The organism is Rhodococcus sp. T2V (assembly GCF_029269925.1).
Taxonomy (GTDB): domain Bacteria; phylum Actinomycetota; class Actinomycetes; order Mycobacteriales; family Mycobacteriaceae; genus Rhodococcus_F; species Rhodococcus_F koreensis.
The window spans coordinates 1-721 of record NZ_JARJBD010000341.1 but is presented as its reverse complement, the minus strand read 5'-3'; the positions used below and the strand labels follow the sequence as shown (position 1 = coordinate 721).

Below are 721 nucleotides of genomic sequence, written 5' to 3'. Positions count from 1 at the left end.
GCCGTCTCGTTGAGCACCGGGAGCACACCGAAGAAGAAGGCGTCGTTGCTCATGAAGAACGTCAGCGGCAGGCTCAACAGGCCGGCGACGATGGCCAGGTGCGGGCCGAAACTGGTCGGGATGATCTCGACGAGCCACTGGGCCATGGCCTCGACCATGCCGGTTCCCGACAACACCCCGGTGAGCACCGACGCGGCGAAGACCAGCGCCACCACCGACACCACGCTCGACGCGTGCGACTTGAGCTGATCGGCCTGCTCGGACACCCGGGGGAAGTTGATGATCAGCGCGATACCGACGCCGAGCATCAGGATCACCGGCGGCGCGAGCGTGCCGAGCACGAGCAGCGTCATCACCGCGGCGGTCAACGTGAAGTTGATCCACACCAGCTTCGGGCGGGCCTTCGGCCTCTCGAGGTGATCACCGATCTCGGGCAGTTCCGCGAAGTCGGAGACGTCGTCACCACCGCCGGTCGTCGGGCGCACCGGCTCACTCGCGGCCTTGTCCGAGTCCGGGGTCTTGCCCGTGCCACCGGAGGATCCCACGAGGGCCGCTTCCTCCACCGATTCGGAGTCGAGGGTGAGCAGGCCGACCCGCTTGCGTTCGCTGCGACCGAGGAAGTAGGCGAGCACGAGGACTGCGATCAGGCCCGCGGCGATCGACGGAATCATCGGGACGAAGATGTCGATCGGCGAGACATTCAGTGCGGCCGCCGCCCGGG

1 protein-coding gene is annotated in these 721 nt (G+C 67.3%); it reads right to left on the bottom strand.

Annotated features, from left to right (window positions below; genetic code table 11):
* Nucleotides 1-721, bottom strand: a 721-nt coding sequence (locus P3H15_RS54260) for an SLC13 family permease (RefSeq protein WP_276144864.1), incomplete at both ends; no start/stop codon positions are given.